This is a genomic window from Parabacteroides gordonii MS-1 = DSM 23371 (genome assembly GCF_000969825.1).
GTDB lineage: Bacteria > Bacteroidota > Bacteroidia > Bacteroidales > Tannerellaceae > Parabacteroides > Parabacteroides gordonii.
Genome location: NZ_KQ033920.1, coordinates 280,278 through 299,634, shown reverse-complemented (window position 1 = coordinate 299,634; position 19,357 = coordinate 280,278). Strand labels below are relative to the sequence as shown.

Sequence of the window (19,357 nt, the reverse complement as noted above, 5' to 3'; positions counted from 1 at the left end):
TACAAGAAGAATATGCGCACACCAACACTTCAATATCTTTACCTGCAAAAGCCGGTAACAATGGTTATCATCATCTGTATAATCTCCGTTCTTCCCTGGATCGGCCTGGGAGATTTCTCCACGAAAGGAGAACCACGCGAGGCTTCAGTTGCCATATCCATGCTTGAGTCAGGAAACTGGATATTACCGCAGGTTTATGCAAATGAGTTTGCTTACAAACCGCCTATGGCACATTGGTTAATGGCTGTTTTCTCTTATCCGCAGGGATATGTATCAGAGTTTACTGCACGGCTACCGTCTACCATCGCATTTATATTCCTGATAGGTTGCACGCTTATCTTTTTCGGACGAAGGATTAAATTCCAACAGGCTTTTATAGCTACTCTCCTGCTACTGACTTGTATAGAAATACATAGGGCGGCAATGACAACCCGGGTCGATATGTTGCTGACTACTTTTATTGTTATCGGGCTTTATCAGCTGTTCAGGTGGGAAGACAGGTTGGAACTAAAAGGTTTACCGATCATTATACCTGTATTATTAGGATGTGCCGTACTGACCAAAGGGCCGGTGGGCTTGATTCTTCCCTTATTTGCATTTGGAGCTTATTTATTGATGCTTCGCAGATATAGTCTGCTTACTATATTCAAATCGTTGCTTTATATCGGCGTTTCTTCCATGTTCTTACCATTGCTATGGTATATTGCAGCCTGGAAGCAGGGCGGAGACCAGTTTCTGGATCTCGTGCTGGCTGAAAACTTCGGACGTTTCTTTCACCTCGATACTCCCGAGATCAATTACAATTTAGGACATGAAAATGGCGTATGGTATAACTTTATGACACTGGCTGCCGGATTTATTCCCTGGACAATCTTTTTCTTCTTTTCTCTTTTCGGATTGAAATGGCAAAAAAGCAACCAGTCCCTGAAAGAAATCCTGAAAGATAGCTGGAACCGCATTCTTTCTATGGAAAAAGAGAAGTTATTCAGTCTGGTAGCGTTGGTATGTATCATCTTTTTTTATAGTATACCTTCCAGTAAAAGAAGTGTATATCTAATGCCTGCTTATCCGTTCATTGCCATATTCCTGGCTCAATATGCCATTTATATCACTGAATACAGGACGAAGGTAACCCGCGTATTTGCTGCATTTTTATCCTCTGTAACAGCTGTTGTATTAATCGCTATTGGATTGACAATGACTGGAATTATAGACCCGGTAGCTATCGCTTCACAATATACGAGCCGTGCCGCTACGCTATCGCAGGTTGAAGCTATATCCAATATGTTTTCTTATTGCAACGGACTTACTATTTGCATTGTTATTATAGTCTTGCTGGCGCTGCTGACAGTGCTTTATCAGATGTTCAAAAAGATAAATATCAAGATATTGTATGCTACAATCGCTCTAAGCTTTACGATCAATTTATTGGTTGACGGTGTCATTATGCGTGGTATCCGTCAGGATGGTTCTGCCCGTCCTTTTGCAGAAAGAGTGAAGAAAGAATATCCGTTGAATGAGAATAATATGTTTGTGATGAACAATCTCAGAATATACAGGAATTTGTATGGGCTTAATTTTTACCTTGGAAACCGCTTTCATAATTTCGAACAAGAGATGCCCGAGGGTGGATTTTTCTTTACAACTCCGAGTGACCTGGAAGTAGTTCTTAAAAATTACGAAGGCCAATACACATTTAGTATATTGACCTCCTCTGAACGTATCATTCATGAACTACGCCGACCGATTATTCTGTGCAGCTTTGTTCGTGAGAAATAAGACTATTTAAGTTCTTTAATTTTTATACTGCGGAATGCTACCTCATCGCCATGATCCTGTAACAGGATATGTCCCTGGGGAGCTTCTCCGAAACGACCTGCCTCGTTATATGACGGGGCAGCATATTTACTACCTTTCACTAATTCACGGAAAGCATCCGATCCACGTTCGTATTCAAGTGTTTTAAAACCGTTCAACCAATGTTCCACATGGTTATTCGGAAATACTTTAACGACTGCCTGATTCCAGTTTCCAACACCGTTGAAACGTTTGTTCTGAGCAGGCATCATATCATAAAGGCTTGCCAGTGTACGGCTACCGGGGAAAGTGGTATATAGTTTTGCATCCGGATGAAGTTTATCGTCCAGTATCTGGTATTCCAGTCCATAAGCCGAACCTTTCTGTTTTTCCGCTTCCGTTACAAAATACTTGATACCGCTGTTTGCTCCCGGAGTGATTTTGAATTCCAGACTCAGTTCAAATGCAGCATATTCATTGTCAGAAACAATATCACCACCATTAGTAGATTCGGCACCACCCGATTTCAGCACGATCAATTGTCCGTCTTCAACCTTCCAGCCATGATCCGGGAAAGCCTCTTTATGGGCTCCACGCCATCCATTGGTTGTCTTACCGTCGAACATCAGATTCCAACCGTCTGCCTTTTCTGCTTCCGTCAGGTAATTAGGAACACGGTTCACTTCCGGAGCCAAAGTCCCCTGCATACGTTCTGCTTCCAGATTCTCTGTCTTGATACGGATATTACGCCATTTGATTTCTTTTCCTTCCAGTTCCGTATTCTTTCCGATACCGTGTACCTGAAAAGCAATAAAGCCCTTCGCTGTTTCGTCATCATAAAGATTGGCCGTATTTACACCATTCAGCCAGATACGGATATTATTACCGATCGCTTCAATACGGTATTTGTTCCAGTCCGTCTTTTTATAAGCAGCCTGTCCCAGTTTATTATCGACCAGTGTCACAAGCCAGCCGCGACGTGCTTCATCATATACACCACCGCTCCACGCTCTGTCGGACGGATCCATTTCGCATTGATAGCCATGTACACGTCCGTTCTGATAATCCGGACGACTCTCGCTACGGAACTGTACACCCGAATTTAAAGAAGGATCACATAAGGCCTCAAACTCCAGGATAAAATCACCATACTCCTGTTCGGTAGCCATAAAACTGTTCGGCTGGCCTGTCACCGAAGTACCAACCAGGCAACCGTCTTCCACCCGGTAAGGAGCCTCTCCATTCAACTGTTTGAAACCGGTAAGATCTTTACCATTGAATAACTTCTGCCAGCCATCATTCGGTTGACAGGAACAAAGCAGCACAAGAGATAATGCTGCCAACTTCAAACTTGCTTTCATTCTGTTTTCCTTTTAGTATTATAAGTAAGAAATGTTTTTCCGGTATATCAATATACTAATGTGTACGGACACAAAGATAAGAGTTTATTCATAATTCACCAGCAAAAGTGTAGCAATTTTAATAAAGATGCGCTCTTATCGAAGAAATAGGCTTATCTTTGTGTGCAAAATGTAATCAATAAAGGTATTTTTATGAAATTCAAAACGGCTCTTTTTGACTTTGACGGTGTGATAGTTGACACAGAACCCATTTATGATATTTTCTGGAATGAAGCAGGTGAACGTTATGAAACAGGTATTGAAAACTTCGCAGCTGTAATTAAAGGGACAACACTCCCTTACATCATGGACAAGTATTTTTCCGATCGTACGGATGAATTCCGTCAGATGGTAATAAAAGAATCAACCGAGTATGAAAGCACAATGCCCCTGCCGGCCATGCCCGGTTCTATGGAATTTCTTCATCTGCTGAAAAAGCAAGGTGTACAAATAGGATTGGTCACCAGCTCTGATGATTTAAAAGTGAAACGTGCTTTCAAATTACATCATCTGGAAAACATGTTCGACACGATCGTAACAGCCGACCGTATCACAAAAGGCAAACCCGATCCGATGTGTTATTTACTGGCAGCAAACGACCTGAATGTCTCCCCCGCCGACTGCATCGTCTTTGAAGACTCTTTCGCCGGAATACAAGCCGGAACCGATGCCGGTATGCGGGTAATCGGACTAAGCACCACCAATCCGGAAGAAACACTTAAAAATAAGGTATATGAAGTAATCCCCAATTTCGTACAGATCACTTTCGAGGATTATTTGAGGTGGTAGACCTAACAAAAAAAGAGTAAAGCCGACTTACAAAGTCAACTTTACTCTTTCTTTTGCTTGAGAATATTTGAATTTCTCTAATCAAACATATGTCTGAATTTACTGAAGATCTTTTCCTTCATGGTGCGGTTAGGCTGGAAGTTAGGTGAATTATCCAGGCCAGTCAACGTTTCTTTTTCTGACGCTGACAGTGTTTCCGGAATATACACACTTACGTTCACGAGCAAGTCACCTGTTCCATAACTATTTACAGAAGGCAATCCCTTGTTTCTCAAACGAAGAACCTTACCCGGCTGTGTACCCGGTTCGATCTTCACTTTCGCCTTGCCATCGATAGTCGGAACTTCTACATTTCCTCCTAATGCCGCCTGAGGTACGCTCAACAACAAGTTATATAACAAGTCGTTTTCATCACGGATTAACTCCGGATGCGGCTCCTCTTCAATCAGGATCAGCAAATCACCGTTGATACCTCCATGACGCGCTGCATTTCCTTTGCCGCTCATAGACAATTGCATTCCTTCTGCAACACCGGCCGGAATATTGATGGTAATGATGTCGTCATCACGCATAATTCCTTCGCCGTTACATTCGGAACACTTTTTGGTAATGATCTTACCTTCACCTCCGCAGGTCGGACAAGTGGACTGTGTCTGCATCTGTCCTAAGATGGTATTGGCAACACGGGTCACCACACCACTACCGTGACAAGTATCACAAGTCTTGCTGCTATGGTCGTCCTCTGCCCCGCTTCCGTGACATTTGCTGCAAGGGACATATTTCTTAACCTTGATTTTCTTTTCTACTCCGTTGGCGATCTCTTTCAGATTCAGTTTTACCTTCACACGCAAATCCGATCCGCGGTTCACCCGGCGGCCGCCACGAGAGCCTCCGCCAAAACCACCGAAACCACCAAATCCACCGAAGTGTCCGCCAAAGATGTCTCCGAACTGAGAGAAAATATCTTCCATAGACATTCCGGCTCCACCAAAGCCTCCTCCCTGAGAAGCACCTCCTACTCCGGCATGCCCGAACTGGTCATAACGTTGACGCTTCTGAGGATCTCCCAATACGTCGTACGCTTCGGCAGCTTCTTTAAAGTTTTCTTCTGCCTGTTTATCACCAGGGTTCTTGTCAGGGTGGAACTGAATTGCTTTTTTCCGATATGCTTTCTTAATTTCTTCTACTGTAGCGGTTCTTTCCACCTCCAGCACTTCATAATAATCTCTTTTAGCCATCTTTGTATTGTTGTTATTTGCCCGTTAGCACGTTGCTTATTCTCCTACTACTACTTTAGCGTGACGCAGCACTCTGTCATTTAAAGTATATCCGGTCTGGACACAATCGAGGATCTTTCCTTTCAAGCCAGGTTCCGGAGCAGGAATAGTAGCCACAGCTTCAAACAATTCGGTATCGAACGGTTGTCCTACCGCCTCTATGGCTTTCACTCCCTGCTGGGCCAGGTAAGCCATAAACTTGGAATAGATCAATTCCACTCCTTCTTTTACGGCTTCAACATCATCCGATTTACGGATGTTCTGTAATGCACGTTCGAAATCATCGACAACGGGAAGCAATCCTTTCAGAGCAGCTTCGCCACCATTCTTGATCAGATCGGTCTTTTCACGTAAGGTACGTTTACGATAATTGTCGAATTCTGCCATTAAACGCAGATGAGAGTCGTTCAGTTCGTTGTACTTCTTTTTCAGCGCGTCCAGTTCTTCGGTCACATTGTCAGTCGCGGCTGTTTCTTCTGCCGCATTTTCCTGTTCGTGCTGCAAATTTGTCGCATCTTCCTGATTCAGGTGTTCATCTTTTTCAGATGTTTCATTCTTTCCATTAAAATTCATCTTGCTCATAACTATCTTAATATTTTTATTATTACCTAATTGTCAGCGATATACAACTATCTCTATCTAATGGCACGAGGTGTATAGATAAAGTTATCCCTGTTGTCATGCACTGGAATAATATCAAATATGCTGCCAACTATTCCTACACAACAAAAATATCTTTACCTTTGCCTGTATATTTAGATTTAAACAGGCATTATTAATACTAATAATAGAATTTCTGACGTTATGAAGAGAATTATTTTATCCATATTACTGTTGTTTGTATTTATGGTCGGTTATGCTCAAAACCGGAATGCATCCATTTGCAGATTAGGATTTACATACGATATCAGCCAGAGTAAGAACTGGGGGAAAAACAAACCTGTAATAACCGGAATAATCCCTTATTCTTCGGCAGAGTTGGCCGGCGTAAAACAAGGAGATATAATAGAGGCGATAGACGGAGTAACAACAACCGAAGTATCTCCCCAGGAGATTGCGGAACTGTTTAATCCGGCCGGAAAGAATGAGGTGATCCTTACGATCAGTAATCTTGCCGTCCCGACCAAACAGGTGATGGTAAAGAAAGATTGCAAGAAGGTTAACTCAATCATGGAAGATCAACTGGCATCCGCTTTCTCGATGTATAGCCTGGAAACGACCGGTGAACGGACTTTTACCTGCCCGTTTAAAACAGTAGTTACCCCCGACTCTGTCAGTTTCGCTAAATTCAAGACATTTGCTTTTGCTGCGATCGACGAAAACAACCGTAAACTGGAAACAGCGATCAATGAATGCATTGAAAAAGAACTGACCAAAAAAGGGTTAACTCTTAATATTGCCCAGCCGGATATCTTGATACAAACATTCTATTTCTTTGATAAAAATCCGAATTTCAAGGGAACAAACGTGATCTTGGTAGACAAGGAGCCGACCTATCGCTATAACTTTACGCAGAGCAAGATGGACTCTTTCCCCTTCCTGGGGAGTTCCGCTGCGGAAGCAGAAGCGGAATATCTGTTGCAGTTCGGTTTCCGCATGATCGACCAGGCATTTGTCCCTGGACGTATCATCTGGGAATGTGAGGCGAATGAATTACTGGAAGATTCCTACCGTCTGGAAGAGTATGCCCGTATCCATGCTCCGTTAATGCTGATGCAGTATCCTTACGTGAAATATGGCCGCAACGTACAATACAAGGTCAGTCAGAAAACCTACAATTATACAGGGATCAGCTATGACATCGACCGTCTGGAACTGATTACGGATGTCGACCGCAATTCACCGGCTTATGCATCCGGCCTTCGTCCACGCGATGTGATCGAAAAGATCAATGACAACAAAATGAATTATTCCGCCGAAGAATTTACCGCCGGCTATAAGAATTTCATATCAAAAACGATGAAATACCGCGATCCGAAAACACGGTTTACAGATGCCAACGGATTTAAACGCTGTATGTTCTGGGATACATTCAAATACTCTCAGGTTGCCGATGCACTGCAAAGCTCCGGCAATGTAGGAGCCTTCTCCTACTTATATTATTATGCTCCGTATGTCAATCCTGCAGGAAATAATGCCTGTACGTTTGAAGTCAAAAGGGGCAAAAACAAAATGGAATACATCGTCCGCCCTACCATCCGCAGAGAGGTTACGGTGGAGATAAAATAAAGCATATTAATTAACGTGATATATCCACAAAACTTTGAACAAAAAACGGGGTTCGATAAAGTCCGCCGTTTAATTTCCGATAAATGTTTAAGCCCGCTGGGACAAGAGCGGGTAGCCGAAATGGAATTTTCGGCAGATTATTCAACTGTTATTGAACGTCTGGAACAAACCGATGAGTTTGTCCGTATTTTACATGGGGAACAGGAATTTCCTGCCGCTTTCTTCTTCGATGTACGCTATTCGCTGAAGCGGATACGTCCGGAAGGAACCTGGTTGGATGAAAAGGAGCTATTCGACCTGAAACGTTCTTTACAAACCATCAACGATATCGTCCGCTTTTTCCGTCCTGTAGAGGATGAAGAGATCGCTTATCCGGCACTTACGGCTTTGGCCGGAGATATACTTGTCTTCCCGCAACTGATAGGAAAAATAGACTCCATCCTGGATAAGTTCGGAAAAGTAAAAGATAATGCCTCTCCCACACTGGCACAGATCAGGAAGGAGATCACATCGACAATGAGCGGTATTTCCCGCAGCCTGCAATCGATCTTGCGAAGCGCACAGTCGGAAGGAGTTGTCGACAAAGACGTAACACCTACCATGCGCGACGGACGTCTGATGATCCCCGTCGCTCCAGCTTTCAAAAGAAAGATCAAAGGGATCGTACATGACGAGTCTGCCAGTGGCAAGACTGTGTTCATTGAGCCGGAAGTCGTTGTCGAAGCCAACAACCGCGTCAGGGAGCTGGAAGGCGACGAACGGCGCGAGATCATGAAGATCCTGACAGACTTCACCAATATCGTCCGTCCGATGGTTCCGGATATCCTGCAATCGTATGAGTTTATGGCCGATATCGATTTCATTCGTGCCAAAGCTCTTTTTGCCGAGCAGGTGAAAGGGATCAAGCCGGTAGTTGAAAACATACAACAGGTAGACTGGGCGCGTGCCGTCCATCCCCTGCTTTATCTGTCTTTACAAAAACAAAACAAGCAGGTCATACCGCTCGACATCACGCTCGATGAGAAAAAACGCCTGCTGATCATATCCGGCCCGAATGCCGGAGGTAAATCAGTTTGCCTGAAGACAGTCGGATTGTTGCAGTATATGCTGCAATGCGGGTTGTTAATTCCTTTGCATGAGAGTTCGCGTACCGGAATTTTCACCAGTATCTTTATCGATATCGGTGATGAACAGAGTATCGAGAACGACCTGAGTACATACAGCTCCCACCTGACCAACATGAAGTATTTTGTCAGGAACTGTAACGAAAAAACGATCATACTGATCGACGAATTCGGTAGCGGTACGGAGCCACAGATCGGTGGAGCCATTGCTGAAGCGTTGTTAGACCGGTTCAACCGCAACCATAGCTTCGGAGTAATCACGACCCACTATCAGAACCTGAAGCATTTCGCCGAAGATACTGAAGGGATCGTAAACGGTGCCATGTTGTACGACCGCCATCTGATGCAACCGTTGTTCAAACTATCGATTGGAAACCCGGGTAGTTCGTTCGCAGTAGAGATCGCACGAAAGATCGGACTACCGGAAGACGTGATTGCCGACGCTTCCGCCAAGGTCGGTTCCGATTATATCGATATGGACAAATATCTACAGGATATTGTTCGCGACAAACGTTACTGGGAAAGCAAACGGCAGAATATCCGCCAGCAGGAAAAGAAGCTGGAAGATATCACGGCGCGTTACGAAAAAGACCTGGAAGAAGTCAACAAGCAACGCAAGGAGATCATGCGCGAAGCAAAGGCCGAAGCACAGCGAATACTGGCCGAAGCCAATGCAAAAATCGAAAATACGGTTCGTGAGATCAAGGAAGCACAGGCGGAAAAGGAACAGACCAAGCTTGCCCGCAAAGCATTGGAGGAATTCAAAGCATCTGTCGAGTCGACCGGAGAAGAAGACGATAAGATAGCTCGCAAAATGGCTAAACTGCAGGAACGTAAAGAGCGTAAGAAGCAGAAACAGAATGCGCCGGCTGCCAAACAGACGTTCAACCGCGAGGTGATCGAAGTGGGCGATAATGTCCGTCTGAAAGGACAGGTATCGGCCGGAACAGTCATGGAGCTACAGGGAAAACAGGCTGTCGTGGCATTCGGTATGATAAAAAGTACAGTCAAACTGGAGCAACTGGAGAAGGTCAGCAAAGGCCAGATCAAAAAGGAGATCCAGAAAAGTACCTTTGTCAGTGTGGGCACAACAGACCATATGCATGAAAAGAAACTGAACTTTAAGCAGGAGATAGATGTTAGAGGTATGAGGGGCGATGAAGCACTGCAAGCTGTAACCTATTTCATTGACGATGCCATCCAGGTCGGAGCGGAACGGGTACGTATCCTGCACGGCACGGGTACAGGTATTCTCCGGCAACTGATACGCGACTATCTGCATTCGGTTCCGGGAGTCGGGCATTACCACGATGAGCATGTCCAGTTTGGCGGTGCAGGTATCACTGTTGTAGAACTGGATTAAACAATTGTAGTTATGAGACGAAAAGAGGGAACGCGTTTACACAGGCGCAGACATATTTCCAACCGGCATTTGTCGGATAAATATTATTATGCAGGTGAACATGAAACAGTAACCGACATTCGTCTCACACAATACAATTCCGACGGACTTCATACGACAGAAGTCAAGAAAGGAACTACCTCGTTCAACAAGCTGACAGACCCCAATAAAGTAAACTGGTTCCAGGTGAGCGGACTTACCGATTCGGAAGCGATCACACGTATCGTAAACGATTTCGGACTGCATAACCTGGATGCCAAAGATATCCTGACCCCTCAACATGTCGTGAAGATCGAAGAGTATGCCAACCACATGCTTATCATTCTTAATTCCAGCTACTATGATGCGAATATGGAAATTCATTCCGAGCATATCAGTCTGCTGGTGACAGGAAATGTGGTCATCACTTTTACCGAGACGAACAATCCGGTATTTGCCAGTACAATGAAAGCACTGGAATCGGATATGCTGAACCTGCGAAAAAAAGGCAGCGGATTGCTACTGGCTTTCCTGCTGAATACGATTATCGCCAATCTGGTAGAAACAGCCTCTAAAGTAGAGGAAATGCTGGAGGATATAGAAGAAACTCTGCTCGATATAAAAAGCGACCAGGGCAATATGGGATCGCTGATACAACAGCGCCGCCATGAATACATGATTATCCGCAAGAACAGCCAGCCTTTGAAAGAACAATTCCCCAAATTGTTACGCACAGAAAACGGAATAATAAGTCCGGATATGTTGCCGGTCTATACCGATTTATCCGACCAGTTGCAGTTTGTCATACAAACGACCGAAAGTTGCAGGGAAATCATCTCTTCCTTAGTGGATCTCTATATTTCCAACAACGACCTGCGCATGAATGCGATCATGAAGCGGCTGACGGTAGTGTCTACCCTTTTCATTCCACTGACATTCCTTGTTGGTGTATGGGGGATGAACTTTAAGCTGATGCCTGAACTCGACTGGAGATACGGTTATGGCATTGCCTGGGGAATTATGTTCCTCACAGGCCTGCTCACCTGGATATATATGCGGAAAAAAGACTGGTTTTAGAGTCCGTAATTCCTTTTAAACTGATAGTAGGTATTTCTTGAAACATTGAAATGCTTACAGATCATCACAACCGTATCACCTCTTTCCAGCATATTCATCACTTCATCCTTATTGGCATCCAACAGGGATTGCTTGGCATCGGTTCCTTTCGGACGTCCCAATTGTAATCCTTTATCCTTCTTATGATTCAATGCTTCTTTTGTCCGGATCGACATCAGGTTGTGTTCGATCTCCGATATCAGACTGCAAGTATTGGATACCACCTGGGTATTCAGATCGTCATCCAGGATATAGCGGTCGTTTATACTATATACATGAACTCCTTTTGCCATACATTTGCCTAAAAGACTCATTACATCAGATAAGGTACGACCCAAACGGGCGATATCGGTTATAATCACCTTATCCCCCTGTTGCATCCTGTCCAACACACGGCTTAAAGAAGGATCTTTTACCTTCCTCTTATCATCTACAATATCCGTTAACCATTTATCTACTTGTATTCTCTTATCTAACGCAAAACGTTCTATTTCATCTCTCTGTTTTTCAAGATGCTGCTTGCCTGTAGTTACTCTTAAATAAGCTATTACCATAAAACTTTACCACTTCTAGTTTGAATACACAAAATATATTCTTTGTTTACGCTGTGAAGATACAATAAGAAAATGTGATTGCCAGTAGGAAGAAACATTCTTTAATAAGCTCTCCATACATTTTATACTTTTATTTGGAAAAACAACTCTATCTTTGTATTTATGAAAAAATATCTTTTAGTCCTATTAACGATCTTATATATCGGGGTGTCCAGCGGAATCGCCCTGAATATACACCATTGCATGGGCAAGTTGGTGGAAGTCGATCTGTGGCTAAATGATACATGCCCTTCATGCAAAGAAAAAAAACAGTCGAATCATTGCTGTTCTACAGAGACACAACTGGTTAAAATGACTGTCGACCAGAATGTTGACCAGATACCGGTCATCGACTATACGCCGGTGGCTTTATCTTTGCTGTTCGATATAAGAGAACTCCTTGTTCTTTCCGAAACAGTAAAAACAACCGTATCCGAATCCTATTTTAATACCCCGCCCGAATGTAGTGGTGCAGAACTATGCATTCGTAACTGCTCTTTCCTGATTTAATTAATACCGGTTTCCAACAACCGGCTATACTTCTTTTTGTTTACATTTCATAAACAAAAAATAAGAATTATCTGTTCCTTTTGTGTAAAGCAAGAGGAATGTATATACGCATAGGCATTCTTTGTAAAACAAAGCTTGCCTGTTGCCATAAAATTCTATGCATTAATTAAATCATTTTGATTAAAAACATCATCCTATGCTAAATAAAATAATCCGTTATTTCCTTGACAACAGGGTTGTAACCCTGCTATTATTGATCTTAGTCATTGTCTGGGGTATATCGACCTCTCCATTCAACTGGCACGGAGGTATTATTCCACGTAATCCGATCCCGGTAGATGCAATACCCGATATAGGAGATAACCAGCAGATCGTCGCTACCGAATGGATGGGACGGTCACCCAAAGATATACAAGATCAGATCACTTATCCACTGACTACTTCCCTGCTGGGGATTCCAGGCGTAAAAAGTATCCGTAGTACTTCTATGTTCGGTATGTCATTCATCTATATTATTTTCGATGACAATATTGAATTTTACTGGAGCCGTTCGCGTATCCTTGAAAAACTAAATTCGCTGCCTTCCGGCACCTTACCGGAAGGTGTACAGCCGGCATTAGGCCCGGATGCCACCGCTTTAGGACAAATATACTGGTACACCCTGGAAGGCAGGAACCCCGAAACAGGCAAACCGACCGGAGGCTGGAATGCCGAAGAACTCCGCACCATCCAGGATTTCTACGTAAAATACTCCCTTTCCGCTGCTGAAGGTGTTTCGGAAGTCGCTTCAGCCGGAGGTTTCGTGAAGGAATATCAGATAGAACTGAATCCGGACGCCATGCGTGCCTTTAATGTGTCTGTCATGGAGATCATGAATGCGGTGAAGAAAAGTAATCTCGATATCGGTGCCGAGACGATGGAAATAAACAAGGTAGAATACCTGATCCGCGGGCTCGGTTATATTAAAGATGTATCCGATCTGGAAAAGGCAGTCGTAACAGTTAGGGACGGCGTGCCGGTGCGTATCTCGGATGTCGCTTTCGTCACTATCGGCCCCGGTACACGGCGTGGCGGACTGGATAAAGAAGGAGTGGAAGCTGTAGGAGGAGTCGTCATTGCCCGCTATGGAGCAAACCCGCTGGAGGTGATCGATAACGTAAAGACAAAGATCAAAGAGATAGAAGCCGGTCTGCCCCAGAAAACACTGGCCGACGGCACAGTATCGAAAGTATGTGTCGTTCCGTTTTACGACCGAACCGGATTGATTAAAGAAACGATCGGAACGCTGGAGACTTCCCTCTCCCATGAGATACTGATCTGTATCATCGTTATTATCGTACTGGTACTTAACTTGCGGGCATCCGTTGTCATTGCCAGCATGCTGCCTATCGCCGTACTGGCTACATTCATTATCATGAAGTATACCGGGATAGAAGCCAATATCGTAGCCTTATCCGGTATCGCGATTGCTATCGGAGTGATGGTCGATGTCGGTGTGGTCTTTGTAGAAAGTATCATCCGGTATATGGAAATGCCGGAGAATAAAGGGATAAAAGGAGGAAAGGCATTGGTCAACCTGATTTACAAAGCTGTCAGCGAAGTATCAGGAGCGATCGCCACGGCCATGATCACCACAATAGTCAGTTTCCTGCCCGTTTTTGCTATGGAAGCACAGGAAGGAAAGATGTTCTCTCCCCTCGCCTACACGAAGACGTATGCACTGGCTTCGGCTTTCGTTCTGGGATTGATCCTGCTGCCTACACTTTCCTACTGGCTGTTCTCCATCCGGATAAACTCGAAGTTAATACGCAAGGTCGCCAATTATATATTGATAGTGGCAGGTATCCTGTTATCGATTATTTACGGAAATATCCCGGTGTTGGGTCTTACGGCTATCGGGTTGAACAACCTGTTCGCTTTCTATTGGAAAAATCCGAAGATGAGCAACTATATCAATATAGGTATTACATTGTTGGTAGCTGTTTATTACCTGTCAGAAGAATGGTTACCGATGGGCCCTCAAGCCGGATTATTCTCCAACATTCTGTTTGTGGCCGCTTGTATCGTCGTTATTTTAACCCTGCTTTGGTTGCTGGTTATATATTACGAACAGATATTACGATGGTGTCTCAGCCATCGCTGGCAGTTCATGACCCTTCCGATAGCCACGATCCTGTTCGGATTTATCATTTGGATGGGATTTAACAGAACGTTCGGTTTCGTAGCTTCCGGCATGGAATTGCTGGGATGGAAAGACTTCCGGCAGACAGCTTTCTGGGAAAAGGCATCCAACGAATTTCCAGGCATAGGCCAGGAGTTCATGCCCAGCCTGAATGAAGGCTCCTTCCTACTGATGCCAACCAGTATGCCTCACACCGGAGTGACACAAAATCTCGATTATATCGAAGCACTCGATAAACGGCTGGCTGCCATTCCTGAAGTGGAAACAGCTATCGGGAAATGGGGACGTGTAAACTCAGCCCTTGACCCGGCTCCGGCACAGATGTTTGAGAATACGATCAACTATCGACCGGAATATATATTGAATGAGGACGGACAGCGGGAACGTTTCAAAGTAAACAAACAGGGAGCCTACCTTTTAAAGAATGGCGGCACATACAATCCTTCCGACGGCTTCCAGCTACTGCCCAAAGACAGCCTGATACCCGATCGAAAAGGGGATTACTTCCGTCAATGGCGTCCGGAAATCAAGAATACAGACGATATCTGGCAGCAAATCGTAAACGTGACCCATTTGCCGGGTCTTACCTCTGCCCCTAAACTTCAACCGATCGAAGCACGCCTTGTCATGTTATCGACCGGTATGCGTGCCCCGATGGGATTGAAGATATACGGCCCCGACCTGGAGACGATCGAACAAAGCGGCAAAGCCATCGAACAGGCATTAAAAGAGGTGCCTTCCGTAATCCCTTCTTCCGTATTCTACGACAGGGCTGTAGGTGCTCCTTACCTGGAAATCAAGCTGAACAGGGATAACATGGCCCGCTACGGAGTGAATGTAGAAGACCTGCAGGAAGTGTTAAGTGCCGCTGTAGGCGGAATGGTATTGACAACGACAGTAGAAGGACGCGAACGTTTCCCTGTCCGTCTCCGTTACGCCCGCGAATTACGGGATAATCCGGAAGCCTTGTCGATGTTGCTTGTTCCTACGGCAACCGGGGCGCAAGTACCGTTGAAAGAACTGGCCGACATCGATTATACCCGCGGCGCCCAGATGATACAAAGCGAAAACACCTTTCTGGTAGGCTACGTTATATTCGATAAAACGTCCGGGAAGGCAGAAGTGGACGTCGTGAAAGAAGCCACCCGCGTATTGGATCAGAAGATAAAAGACGGGGAACTGACATTGGCAAAAGGCGTATCCTATAAATTGGCCGGTAACTACGAACAACAAGAACGGGCCACCCAACGACTGGCCATTGTCGTTCCGTTGGCTTTGCTGATCGTTTTGCTGGTTTTATATTTCCAGTTTAAATCAGTAACGGCTTCCCTCATCCACTTCTCCGGCGTCTTTGTGGCTTTTGCCGGAGGGTTTATCCTGCTCTGGCTGTATGGTCAGGACTGGTTTATGAACTTCTCCGTCGGAGGAGAAAATATGCGGGATCTTTTCCAGATGCACACGATCAATCTAAGCGTTGCCGTCTGGGTCGGATTTATTGCTTTGTTCGGTGTTGCCACCGACGACGGGGTATTGATGGGAACTTATATCCACCAAACCTTCCTGCAACAAGATCCCCGCACGAAAGATGCTATACGGGAAGCGGTAGTAACAGCCGGACTGAAACGTGTACGGCCAGCTGCCATGACTACGGCAACCACGCTGATAGCCTTGCTCCCTGTACTGACTTCCACCGGAAAAGGAGCCGACATCATGGTGCCGATGGCAATCCCTACGTTCGGAGGTATGCTGATACAGTCTATGACCATGTTTGTAGTTCCTGTCCTGCAATGCTGGTGGCGGGAAAGCGCAATCCGGAAAGAACAAAAGAAACAGAACATTCAAAAGGAGAATAACGATGAAGAATAATATCAAAATACAACTTATCCTGACCGGTATCGCCTTGCTACTCGGAGTATCATCCGGGTATGCACAGCAGGCAGACAGCCTGGCTTTTTATCTGGAGACAGCTGCACGCAATAATCCGCTGGTCAATTCCAATTTCGCCCTTTATAAGGCTTCACTGGAAAAAATTCCGCAAGCAGGCGCCTATTCCGATCCGGAACTGGATATCGGCTTTTTCGTCAAACCGATGGAAACACTGGGAGGTAAACAGATTGCAGACTTTACACTCATGCAGATGTTTCCCTGGTTCGGCACCCAAAAAGCGGCACGCAACGAAGCGACAGAAATGTCACGCATGGCCTACGAACAATTCCGCGATGCACGAAACAACCTGTTCTACGAGGTTAAAAGCCAGTGGTATCAGTTATGCAACCTGAACGAGCAGTATAAGAACACGCAGGCCAACCTCGTTTTGTTGGAACAACTGGAACAGCTGGCACTCAAACGTTTCTCTGCTCCTGGTGTCAGGAGCTCATCACCGGTAGCCGCACCGGTTGCAGGTACGACACCTGCTGCTCCCGCATCTTCGGGAAACAGTATGGATAATATGGGAGGAATGGGAAGCAGCCCACAAGCATCCGCACCAGCCCCAAACAACAATGCCATGTCGGAAATGGCGGCAGAATCTATGGGATCAGGAAGTTCTTCCGGAGGCATGTCGGACGTGTTGCGCATCCAGATAGAGAAAGCCGAACTGGAAAACAACCTGGAAGTGATCGTCTCCAACCGGATCGCCGCCGAAGCCCGCTTCAATGCTTTACTGAATCGGGATCAACAGGCAAGGGTTGCTGTTCCGGACACACTGGAACAACTCCGTTTCCTGATAGACGACCAGACGATGACCGACAGTATTATTCTGGCAAACCCGATGTTGTCGATGCTGGAAGCGGAAGCGAATGCCTATAAAGCCAAGGCGGTCATGGATAAAAAGATGAGCTATCCGATGTTCGGTATCGGCCTGCAATATTCCGTGGTCGGTAAATCGGATAATGCTATGGTGATGCCTGATATGAACGGGATGGATATGGTCATGCCCATGTTTAAGATCAGTATTCCGATCTTCCGGAAGAAATACAATGCACAGCAACGGGAAAGTAAACATTATCGCCAGGCAAGCGAACTGAAATATGAAAATACGCTAAACCAACTACAGGCAGAATATCAGACCGTCAAACAACAGTTGGCAGATGCAGCCCGTAAAGTCAGCCTTTATAAAAAACAACGGGATCTGGCTTTATCGACCTGGCAACTGATAGTAAGAGAATTCTCAGCCGGAGTCAGCAGCCTTACCGATGTGATCCAACTCGAACGCCAGTTGCTGGATTACAGTCTCAAAGAAAGTGAAGCTATTGCCGAATACAACACAATGGTAGCCGGCATGGAAAAATTAGTAGCAACCTCATTAAATGATTAATCGTATGAAAAAGATAAAAGAATGGATCAAGACAAAGCAAGTTCAGTACATATTATTTGCACTGGCAGGTTTATTAATCGGATGGCTGCTGTTCAGCCCTTCCTCAACAGTTCCGCAGGCAGACAGCGAACATCATGACCACGACAGCATAGCAGGACATTCCCACAGCCATGACCTGCAACAAGACGAAAACGGAGTCTGGACATGCTCCATGCACCCTCAGATCCGGCAGGACAAACCGGGTAAATGCCCGATATGCGCAATGGATCTGATACCGGTACGCAAAAGCAACCACGGTGACGAAAACGTTGATCCGTCAGCCATCCAGCTATCCGAAGAAGCAATGGCTCTGGCCGATGTGCAGACATCACGCGTCAATAAGGAGAATCCGGTCAAACAGGTACGCCTGTATGGTAAAATAGCCCCGGACGAACGAAGCCTGCAATCGCAAACGGCACATGTGGGGGGACGTATAGAAAATCTGGCAGTCGACTTTACCGGTGAAACAGTCCGCGCCGGACAGACACTTGCCACCTTGTACTCTCCCGAACTGTTTACCGCCCAGGAAGAATTGCTGGAAGCATTGAAGATGCAACAACCGGCATTGATCAAAGCGGCCAGGGAGAAGTTACTGCTCTGGAAAATGACCGATGCACAAATAACAGCCATCGAACAATCGGGTGCCACCTCTCCTATCGTCGAGATCAAAGCCAATACCAGCGGTATCGTTATGTCGAAAAAGGTCAGCCAGGGAGATTATGTATCACAAGGTGCGGTACTATATGACGTGGCCAATCTTTCCAAAGTATGGGCGATGTTCGATGCATACGAAGTAGACCTTCCTTTCCTGGGCAAAGGTGATCCGGTAGAATTCACTTTACAGGCTCTTCCCGGCAAAACATATAAAGGCAGGATCGCATTTATCGATCCGATCGTGAATGCAACCAGCCGCACAGCCCGTGTACGTGTGGAAGTTGCCAACCCGAATATGGAACTAAAGCCGGAAATGTATGCAACCGCGCTGGTCGACGCTCCTTTAAAAGGGTATAAAGATCAGATTGTCGTTCCCCAAACGGCAGTGCTTTGGACAGGCAAACGGGCTATTGTATATGTCAGACAACCGGATATCTCCACTCCCACTTTCCAGATGCGGGAAGTAGAACTGGGGCCGTCTTTAGGAAATGCTTATGTCATACTGAAAGGATTATCCGACGGAGAAGAGATCGTAACGAACGGCGTCTTTTCCATAGATGCCAGTGCCCAGCTGGAAGGAAAACCTTCTATGATGAATAACGACGGAAACGCCGCCCATCCAATGACCGGACACGAAGGACATCAGATGCACGGCACGACAAACGCACAAAGCGAACATGCCATGTTCGGTGTGAAAGGAGCCTGCGATATGTGTAAACAACGTATCGAAAGTACAGCCAAAGGCATAAAGGGAGTCACTTCGGCCATGTGGGACAAAGATGCCCAAATGATCCATTTGCAGTTCGACCTCAAGCAGACATCCGTCGATGCCGTAGCCAAAGCTATTGCCAATGCCGGACACGACAACGACAAGTATAAAGCAGACGACAGTGTTTACAACAAGCTCCCGGCTTGCTGTAAATACCGTCCGTAGAAGAGTGAAGCGCAAA

At 45.5% G+C, this 19,357-nt stretch carries 13 protein-coding genes; 9 read left to right on the top strand and 4 right to left on the bottom strand.

Going from position 1 to position 19,357, the window contains the following annotated elements:
* Nucleotides 1–12: 12 nt before the first annotated feature.
* The gene (locus HMPREF1536_RS18150) at nt 13–1,779 is read left to right on the top strand and encodes an ArnT family glycosyltransferase (RefSeq protein WP_028726644.1); all 1,767 of its coding nucleotides are present in this window, start codon (nt 13–15) and stop codon (nt 1,777–1,779) included.
* A gap of 2 nt (nt 1,780–1,781) precedes the next feature.
* Here the strand turns inward: HMPREF1536_RS18150 and HMPREF1536_RS18145 are convergent, their stop codons facing one another.
* Nucleotides 1,782–3,158, bottom strand: a complete 1,377-nt coding sequence (locus HMPREF1536_RS18145) for a 3-keto-disaccharide hydrolase (RefSeq protein ID WP_028726645.1) — start codon at nt 3,156–3,158, stop codon at nt 1,782–1,784.
* 192 nt (nt 3,159–3,350) lie between these two features.
* Here HMPREF1536_RS18145 and HMPREF1536_RS18140 point away from each other — a divergent pair, with 192 nt between their 5' ends.
* Nucleotides 3,351–3,986 carry an HAD family hydrolase gene (locus tag HMPREF1536_RS18140; protein WP_028726646.1) on the top strand — a complete coding sequence of 212 codons (636 nt, stop codon included), beginning with the start codon at nt 3,351–3,353 and terminating at the stop codon, nt 3,984–3,986.
* A 77-nt stretch (nt 3,987–4,063) separates the two neighbouring features.
* On the opposite strand, the gene dnaJ is transcribed toward HMPREF1536_RS18140, so the two are convergent.
* Together dnaJ and HMPREF1536_RS18130 are read right to left on the bottom strand one after the other, a co-directional pair.
* The gene (gene dnaJ / locus HMPREF1536_RS18135; RefSeq protein WP_028726647.1) at nt 4,064–5,224 is read right to left on the bottom strand and encodes a molecular chaperone DnaJ; all 1,161 of its coding nucleotides are present in this window, start codon (nt 5,222–5,224) and stop codon (nt 4,064–4,066) included.
* A 36-nt stretch (nt 5,225–5,260) separates the two neighbouring features.
* On the bottom strand, nt 5,261–5,845 hold the full coding sequence (locus HMPREF1536_RS18130; RefSeq protein ID WP_028726648.1) for a nucleotide exchange factor GrpE: 585 nt from the start codon (nt 5,843–5,845) through the stop codon (nt 5,261–5,263).
* 222 nt (nt 5,846–6,067) lie between these two features.
* Here HMPREF1536_RS18130 and HMPREF1536_RS18125 point away from each other — a divergent pair, with 222 nt between their 5' ends.
* The 3 genes from HMPREF1536_RS18125 to corA are packed head-to-tail and all read left to right on the top strand — an operon-like array spanning nt 6,068 to nt 11,074.
* A complete protein-coding gene (locus HMPREF1536_RS18125; RefSeq protein WP_028726649.1) occupies nt 6,068–7,492 on the top strand; it encodes a PDZ domain-containing protein in 1,425 nt (474 codons plus the stop codon).
* 15 nt (nt 7,493–7,507) lie between these two features.
* Nucleotides 7,508–9,979: an endonuclease MutS2 gene (locus tag HMPREF1536_RS18120; RefSeq protein ID WP_028726650.1), complete on the top strand. Its 2,472-nt coding sequence runs from the start codon at nt 7,508–7,510 to the stop codon at nt 9,977–9,979.
* A gap of 12 nt (nt 9,980–9,991) precedes the next feature.
* Nucleotides 9,992–11,074, top strand: a complete 1,083-nt coding sequence (corA, locus tag HMPREF1536_RS18115; protein ID WP_044191578.1) for a magnesium/cobalt transporter CorA — start codon at nt 9,992–9,994, stop codon at nt 11,072–11,074.
* Here corA and HMPREF1536_RS18110 read toward each other — a convergent pair.
* Entirely contained in the window at nt 11,071–11,667 is a 597-nt protein-coding gene (locus HMPREF1536_RS18110; RefSeq protein WP_028726652.1) for a recombinase family protein, read from the bottom strand. The two genes, corA and HMPREF1536_RS18110, sit on opposite strands and share 4 nt — an antisense overlap.
* Nucleotides 11,668–11,829: 162 nt before the next feature.
* Here HMPREF1536_RS18110 and HMPREF1536_RS18105 point away from each other — a divergent pair, with 162 nt between their 5' ends.
* The 4 genes from HMPREF1536_RS18105 to HMPREF1536_RS18090 all read left to right on the top strand — a co-directional run bounded on the left by HMPREF1536_RS18105 (nt 11,830) and on the right by HMPREF1536_RS18090 (nt 19,341).
* Nucleotides 11,830–12,216: an HYC_CC_PP family protein gene (locus HMPREF1536_RS18105; RefSeq protein WP_028726653.1), complete on the top strand. Its 387-nt coding sequence runs from the start codon at nt 11,830–11,832 to the stop codon at nt 12,214–12,216.
* Between the two features lie 196 nt (nt 12,217–12,412).
* A complete protein-coding gene (locus HMPREF1536_RS18100) occupies nt 12,413–16,264 on the top strand; it encodes an efflux RND transporter permease subunit (RefSeq protein ID WP_028726654.1) in 3,852 nt (1,283 codons plus the stop codon).
* Nucleotides 16,254–17,714, top strand: a complete 1,461-nt coding sequence (locus tag HMPREF1536_RS18095; RefSeq protein WP_028726655.1) for a TolC family protein — start codon at nt 16,254–16,256, stop codon at nt 17,712–17,714. The genes HMPREF1536_RS18100 and HMPREF1536_RS18095 overlap by 11 nt, the downstream gene beginning before the upstream one ends.
* Before the next feature lie 4 nt (nt 17,715–17,718).
* Nucleotides 17,719–19,341, top strand: a complete 1,623-nt coding sequence (locus HMPREF1536_RS18090) for an efflux RND transporter periplasmic adaptor subunit (protein ID WP_028726656.1) — start codon at nt 17,719–17,721, stop codon at nt 19,339–19,341.
* Nucleotides 19,342–19,357: the final 16 nt, after the last annotated feature.